Raw genomic sequence first — 5,990 nt, forward strand, 5'->3', positions numbered from 1 at the left:
CGCATTTCGGATCATCCTCCCGGACACCCGATTTCGCCATGGACTTGGTTAACAGACAGAAAACGCCCCGCCTCGGAGGAGGCGGGGCGCAAAGGTTCAGGATCCGGCTAACGACCGGATGTCAGCGCTTGGTGAGCGGATCAGTCGTGCCGGTGCGGCTGACGTTGCCGCGCTCGTCCTCGACCTCGACCTCGGTGCGACGCACCGAGTCGCTGACGGTTTCGGTACGCTGGGTGGCGTCCTTGCGCAGACCGACCTCCTCGACGACGCGGGCCTCCTTGGACACCACCGGCACCTCGGTCCGCTCCGTCGCCTCGATGGTCCGGTCCTTGAACAGGGCGGTGTCGCGGTCGGTCAGGGCACGATCCACCGGACGGCGGTCGACATGCACGTTCTCGTCATGGAGACGAACCTGCTCGTTCACGGGCGTCTCGACGGCATAGGAGCGGACCCGGACGCGGCCCTGCTCGACGTCGCGCTTGCCGACGTGAAGCTTCTCCTCGACCACCGGGATCGTCTCGCCACGACCAACGGTTCCCGAGGCTGCGGCCGCAACCGGCGCCGAGGCCGCCGTCCGCGAGGCATCGACGCGAGAGGTGTCGACGCGCGGCGTATTGGTGGTACCGCTCGTCGCCGATCCGCCGGTCCAGCCCTCGCTCTTCCAGGTCCGCTCACGCTCGTCGAGATCGACGGAGCCATGCTCTTCCAGGATGTCCATGACGCGCGTCTCATGCGCCTCGTCCGCCCGCACGGTCAGGAGCGTCCCGCCGCGTCGGACGCCTTCCGCATAGGTCTCGGCATCGGTCTCACTGAGACCGGCTCCCGTCAGGGAACCCGCAAGGCCACCGGCTGCGGCACCGATGCCGGCGCCGGTCAGGGTGGCGACGAGCCAGCCCGCCGCCACGACGGGACCGACGCCCGGGATGGCCATGAGGCCGAGGCCGGCGAGGAGCCCGGCGCCCCCGCCGAGCACGGTGCCGAGCGTCGCACCGGTACCGGCGCCCGTCTCGGCAGCATCGGCGGTGTCGCCATGTCCGGTCGTGGTACGGTCCGTGGTGCCCGTCCTTCCGTCGTTGCCGACGAGGCTGATGTCGCCGTGCGGGATGCCGGCAGCCTCCAGCTTCGTCACGGCCCGGGTGGCGTCGTCATAGCTGTCGTAGAGTGCGGTGATCGTACGTGTGGTCATGGGAGACTCCTGAAAATGAACGGGTGACGGGGCGGCGGACGCCTTACTGGGCCGACATGTTGCCCTTGAAATCGAGGCCGACGCCGACGGACTTGCCGTCCAGCATCGCGGTGCCCCGCCAAATGCCCTGATCGTCCTTCTTCAGGTCCTTGACGTCCTTGAGGCCGGAGCGCTCCAGGCGGCTGCGGGCCTCGCCTTCGGTGAAGCTGTTGGCACCCTTCTCGAGCTTGACGTTGTGGAGGGCGCCGGTGCTGGCCGGCCTGTTGGCGTCCTGAGAGTCGGTGTTGGGCCGGGTCACGGCTTCCTGGCCACCCGACGTCGCGCTGTTGGCGCCGCCCTCCTCGGCGGGCTTTCCGGTCACGGTGGTCTGCGCGAGGGCCGGAGCGGCCCCGAGCAGGGTCAGGAGGGCGATGGTCGTCAGAGTCGTGCGCATGGTGTCCTCACCTCGAAAGTTTCTGGTTGCGAAGTTGGGTGGCGAGCCCGGATATCGCTGGCCGGCGGTCTCGAAGCGCGAGACCGCCAGACCGCCGAATGTGATTCTAACGCTTGCCGACGCCGGTCGTGCCGGTGCGGCTGACGTTTCCGCGCTCGTCCTCGACCTCGACCTCGGTGCGACGCACCGTGTCGCTGACGGTCTCGGTGCGCTCCGTCGCGTCGCGGCGAAGGCCGACCTCCTCGACGACGCGGGCTTCCTTGGAGACGACGGCCTGCTCGGATCGCGTGGTCGCCTCGATGGTCTTCTCGGCGAACAGGCGTTCGTCGCTCGGCGTCGGCGACCGGTCGACGGGCCGCCGCTCAACGTGGACGGATTCGTTGTGCAGCGTGACCTGCTCGTTCACCGGCGTCTCGACGACGTAGGAGCGGACGCGGACCCGGCCACTTTCGGCGGCACGCTTGCCGACCTGCAGCGTCTCCTCGACGACCGGAATGGTCTCGTCGCGGCTCGATCCGGTTGCGGACGTCGCCGTCCCCGATGCGCCGGAACCGGCCGTGTATCCAGTCCAGCCTTCCTTGCGCCAGGAGGTCTCACGCTCCTCGAGATGGACGGAGCCGAGGCCTTCCAGCAGGTCCGAGACGCGGTCGGCATGCCCGTCCTCGGCCTTGACGCTGACCAGCGTACCGCCGCGGCTCAGGCCCTCGCTGTAGGCGTAACGATCCTCCTCGGGCAGGAAGAGGTCCTTCAGCGAGCTCCAAAAACCGCCGGCGTCGCGCTGATGGTCGTAGGAGCCTGTCGTCGTACGATTGGCCGTCTCGGCGCCCGCCGTCAGACGGATGGCGTTGCGGTCGATGCCGGCCTGGACCAGCTTCTCGATGGCTGTCTCCGCCTCGCGGCGGTTGTCGAACAAGGCTGTTACGGTCTGGGTCATGGTGCGATCTCCTCGCTGATCGTGGTTTCGTGCGGCTGGAGGGGTTGGCCATCCGACCCGAGATGCTCGACAACGGCGTGCTGCTTGCGCAGCGTGACCGGAACCTCGACATCCTCGCCCGAACTCGTGTGGCGGATGTGGATCTCCTCCCGGAGGACGAGGCGCTTCTCGACGACGAGAACCTCCTCCATCACCGGGATGATGGTCACACCGGCCTCGGTCCTGACCTGCGGAGCGACTTCGCCCTCCGCGACGACGCGGTCGACCGGAACGCGGGTGACGCCGACGGCATCACCGCGCAAGGTTTCCCGCAGCACCTGCTCCATGGTCTCGGTGCGGGTGCTGACCCGGACACGGTTCCCCTCGACGACCCGCTTGTCGATGCGGACCTGTTCCTCTGCGAGCGCGATGACCGGATCGGCCTCGGACGCAGGGGAGGACGAACGGATATCCGTCGGCATGTCGGGACCCGTCACGGCCTCCGGGCGGAAGCCGTCTCGGCTGGCCGTCACGGATGTTCGGTCGGCGCCCATTGGTGTGTTCATCGGCCTACTCCCCACTCGGCGAGGTGAACCGGCAGCGCCCGTTCGGGTTCCGCGAATGTTATGCGAAATTACATTCAGTAAAGCCGAGCTTGCCCGCTGTTCTCTTCGTTCGAAATCCTCTAAATCGCAGGAATGACTAAGAAAAATGGGCTTGGCAGAGGACCGCCAGGCGTTTTCGGGATCGTACGGTGACGCTTCATCTACATGGAGACGTCTTCAGAGCCTCGGCGGCATCGGTTCGGGTCCGATACGAAGGAAGGCGCGCCGCACGATCCGCGTAGCCGAACCGCGCCACGTGGTGGTATCGACCGCCTCATGCTCCAGACCTTCACCGAGGCGCTGACCCTTCTCGGCACCCTCGACCGGGACGTCGTGGCGATCGCCGCCTTGAGCCTGCGCGTCAGCGCTTCGGCGGTGGTCCTTGCCGCCCTCGTCGGCATCCCGCTCGGCGCCCTCGTCGCCCTGGTGGACTGGCCGGGCCGGCAGGTGGTGGTCACGCTGCTGAACGCGGCCATGGGGCTGCCGCCGGTGATCATCGGCCTCGTCCTCTACCTCATGCTCTCGCGCTCGGGCCCGTTCGGGTTCCTCGGCCTGCTGTTCAGCCCCACCGCGATGATCGCCGCCCAGGCGGTGCTGGTGACGCCGCTGGTGGCCGCGCTCGCCCGCCAGACCATCGCGGATGCCGACGCGATGCTGGGCGAGCAACTCCGCTCGCTGCGCCTGTCGCTGTGGCGGCGCATCCTCGTGCTGATCTACGACGTGCGCTTCTCCCTCGTCACGATCGTGCTCGCGGCCTTCGGCCGGGCGGTCTCGGAGATCGGCGCCGTGCTGGTGGTGGGCGGCAACATCGCCGGCCATACCCGCACCATGACGACGGCGATCTCGCTCGAGACCCAGAAGGGCGACCTCCCCCTGGCTCTGGCCTTCGGGCTCGTGCTGATGGGCCTCGTGCTCGCGGTGAACGCGGGCGCCGCCCTGCTGAGGTCCTACGCGTTGCGCGCCTACGGATGAGCGGGGCGCCCACCATCCGGATCGCGGGCCTGCGCTACGAGGCCGGGGGCCGCACCATCCTCGATGGCCTCGACCTCACCCTGCCGGGCCGCGGCATCACCGCGATCGTCGGTCCCAACGGCGCCGGCAAGAGCGTGACGCTCCGCCTCATCGACGGGCTACTGCACCCGCGATCCGGCACGATCCGGATCGGCGAGGGCGGCGAGATCCGGCGCGCCTTCGTGTTCCAGCACCCGACCCTGGTGCGCACGAGTGCGGCGCGCAACGTCGCCCTAGCGCTGGCGCCGCTCCGGCTGATCAGGACCGAACGCAAGGCTCGCGTCGAGGCCGCCCTTCTGCGGGTCGGCCTCCTCGACAGGGCAGGGGATCCGGCCCTGAAGCTCTCGGGGGGCGAGCAGCAGCGCCTCGCGATGGCCCGCGCCTGGGCGACGCGACCGCATCTCCTCCTCCTCGACGAGCCCACCGCCAGCCTCGATCCGAGCGCCACCGCCTCCGTCGAGGCGCTCATCGCCGAGATGGCGCGGGAGGGCATCGCCATCATCCTGGTGTCGCACAACCTCGGGCAGGTGGCGCGGCTGGCGGAAGACGTCGTCGTCCTTGCCGCCGGCCGCATGGTCGAGCAGGGTCCGGTCCGTCAGGTTTTCGACTCGCCGCGATCACCCGAGGCGCGCGCCTACATCAAGGGAGAGTTCTCATGGGGTTCCACCGCCGCGGCGTCCTGAGCCTGTGCCTCGCGCTCTGTCTGGCGGCGCCTGCGGTGGCCGAGCCGACGGAAACGATCACCGTGGCCTCCACCACCTCCACCGAGCAGTCCGGCCTGTTCAAGCACCTCCTGCCGCTCTTCGCGCAAGCCAAGGGCATCGGCGTGAAGGTGGTGGCGCTCGGTACCGGCCAGGCCCTCGATGTCGGCCGGCGCGGCGATGCCGACGTGGTCTTTGTCCATGACAAGGCCGCCGAGGAGGCCTTCCTGGCCGACGGCTTCGCCCTTAAGCGGCAGGACGTGATGTACAACGACTTCGTCGTGGTCGGCCCCAGGGACGATCCGGCCAAGGCCGGCGGCAAGGACGTGCTCGAAGCCCTGCGCCGCATCGCGGCGGCCAAGGCGTCCTTCATCTCGCGCGGCGACCGCTCCGGCACCCATGCGGCGGAGCTGCGCACCTGGAAAGCGGCGGGCGTCGATCTCGGTGCGGTCAAGGGCGAGTGGTACAAGGAGATCGGCCAGGGCATGGGGCCGGCGCTGAACACCGCCTCCGCGTCGAACGCCTACCTGCTCTCGGACCGCGGCACCTGGCTTTCCTTCAAGAACCGCGGCGACCTCGCCATCCTGGTGGCGGGCGACCAGCGCCTGTTCAACCAGTACGGCGTGATGCTGGTGAATCCGCAAAAACACCCGGGCGTGAAGGCGGCGGCCGGACAGGCCTTCGTCGACTGGCTGGTGTCGAAACCCGGCCAGGAGGCCATCGCGAGCTACCAGATCGGCGGTGAGCAGCTGTTCTTCCCCAACGCGGCGCCGGATTCGAAGGGACAGTAGGGCAGGGGGCCGCTTTCATCGAGCAACCCCTTGGTCATCCCGGGCTCTGCGACGCAGCCCCGGGATGACGAGCGTTGTGGCCCCGGCCCGCGCATCTCGCGGCGAAATCGGCTAGAGGGCGGGCATGACCGCTCCCCTCGTCCGCTTCGCGCCCTCGCCCACGGGTTTCCTGCATATCGGCAATGCCCGCCCGGCGCTCCTCAACGCGCTGTTCGCCCTGCGCCATGGCGGACGCTTCCTTCTGCGCCTCGACGACACCGATGCCGAGCGCTCGACCCAGGACTTCGCCGATGCGATCGAGGAGGACCTGGCCTGGCTCGGCGTCGTGCCCGATCTCAGGGCGCGCCAAT

The 5,990-nt window shown here is 68.9% G+C and carries 8 protein-coding genes; 4 read left to right on the top strand and 4 right to left on the bottom strand.

The window, feature by feature from the left end; all coding sequences use genetic code 11:
• Nucleotides 1–121: 121 nt before the first annotated feature.
• From ACFE7U_RS16025 to ACFE7U_RS16040, 4 genes are all read right to left on the bottom strand, one after another.
• Nucleotides 122–1,186, bottom strand: coding sequence for a YsnF/AvaK domain-containing protein (locus ACFE7U_RS16025; protein WP_375410716.1), 1,065 nt, complete (start codon nt 1,184–1,186; stop codon nt 122–124).
• Nucleotides 1,187–1,229: 43 nt separating this feature from the next.
• Nucleotides 1,230–1,619, bottom strand: coding sequence for a hypothetical protein (locus ACFE7U_RS16030; protein WP_375410717.1), 390 nt, complete (start codon nt 1,617–1,619; stop codon nt 1,230–1,232).
• 106 nt (nt 1,620–1,725) lie between these two features.
• Nucleotides 1,726–2,553 (bottom strand): YsnF/AvaK domain-containing protein, encoded by an 828-nt coding sequence (locus ACFE7U_RS16035; protein WP_375410718.1) that lies wholly within the window; start codon nt 2,551–2,553, stop codon nt 1,726–1,728.
• A complete protein-coding gene (locus ACFE7U_RS16040) occupies nt 2,550–3,014 on the bottom strand; it encodes a YsnF/AvaK domain-containing protein (protein WP_375410726.1) in 465 nt (154 codons plus the stop codon). Before ACFE7U_RS16040 ends, ACFE7U_RS16035 begins: the two co-directional genes overlap by 4 nt.
• Nucleotides 3,015–3,413: 399 nt before the next feature.
• Here ACFE7U_RS16040 and ACFE7U_RS16045 point away from each other — a divergent pair, with 399 nt between their 5' ends.
• From ACFE7U_RS16045 to ACFE7U_RS16060, 4 genes are all read left to right on the top strand, one after another.
• Entirely contained in the window at nt 3,414–4,109 is a 696-nt protein-coding gene (locus tag ACFE7U_RS16045) for an ABC transporter permease (RefSeq protein WP_375410719.1), read from the top strand.
• The gene (locus tag ACFE7U_RS16050) at nt 4,106–4,831 is read left to right on the top strand and encodes a phosphate ABC transporter ATP-binding protein (RefSeq protein WP_375410720.1); all 726 of its coding nucleotides are present in this window, start codon (nt 4,106–4,108) and stop codon (nt 4,829–4,831) included. The genes ACFE7U_RS16045 and ACFE7U_RS16050 overlap by 4 nt, the downstream gene beginning before the upstream one ends.
• Nucleotides 4,804–5,640 (top strand): substrate-binding domain-containing protein, encoded by an 837-nt coding sequence (locus tag ACFE7U_RS16055; protein ID WP_375410721.1) that lies wholly within the window; start codon nt 4,804–4,806, stop codon nt 5,638–5,640. Before ACFE7U_RS16050 ends, ACFE7U_RS16055 begins: the two co-directional genes overlap by 28 nt.
• Before the next feature lie 124 nt (nt 5,641–5,764).
• Nucleotides 5,765–5,990 (top strand): glutamate--tRNA ligase family protein (locus ACFE7U_RS16060; protein ID WP_375410722.1); only part of this gene is annotated, 226 nt, incomplete at its 3' end.

The organism is uncultured Methylobacterium sp., from assembly GCF_964251405.1.
Taxonomy (GTDB): Bacteria; Pseudomonadota; Alphaproteobacteria; order Rhizobiales; family Beijerinckiaceae; genus Methylobacterium.

Coding starts and splice junctions, on each gene's coding strand:
- ACFE7U_RS16050 (WP_375410720.1), top strand. CDS start 4,106: ATGAGCGGGGCGCCCACCATCCGGATCGCGGGCCTGCGCTACGAGGCC.
- ACFE7U_RS16030 (WP_375410717.1), bottom strand. CDS start 1,619: ATGCGCACGACTCTGACGACCATCGCCCTCCTGACCCTGCTCGGGGCC.
- ACFE7U_RS16045 (WP_375410719.1), top strand. CDS start 3,414: ATGCTCCAGACCTTCACCGAGGCGCTGACCCTTCTCGGCACCCTCGAC.
- ACFE7U_RS16025 (WP_375410716.1), bottom strand. CDS start 1,186: ATGACCACACGTACGATCACCGCACTCTACGACAGCTATGACGACGCC.
- ACFE7U_RS16055 (WP_375410721.1), top strand. CDS start 4,804: ATGGGGTTCCACCGCCGCGGCGTCCTGAGCCTGTGCCTCGCGCTCTGT.
- ACFE7U_RS16035 (WP_375410718.1), bottom strand. CDS start 2,553: ATGACCCAGACCGTAACAGCCTTGTTCGACAACCGCCGCGAGGCGGAG.
- ACFE7U_RS16040 (WP_375410726.1), bottom strand. CDS start 3,014: ATGCCGACGGATATCCGTTCGTCCTCCCCTGCGTCCGAGGCCGATCCG.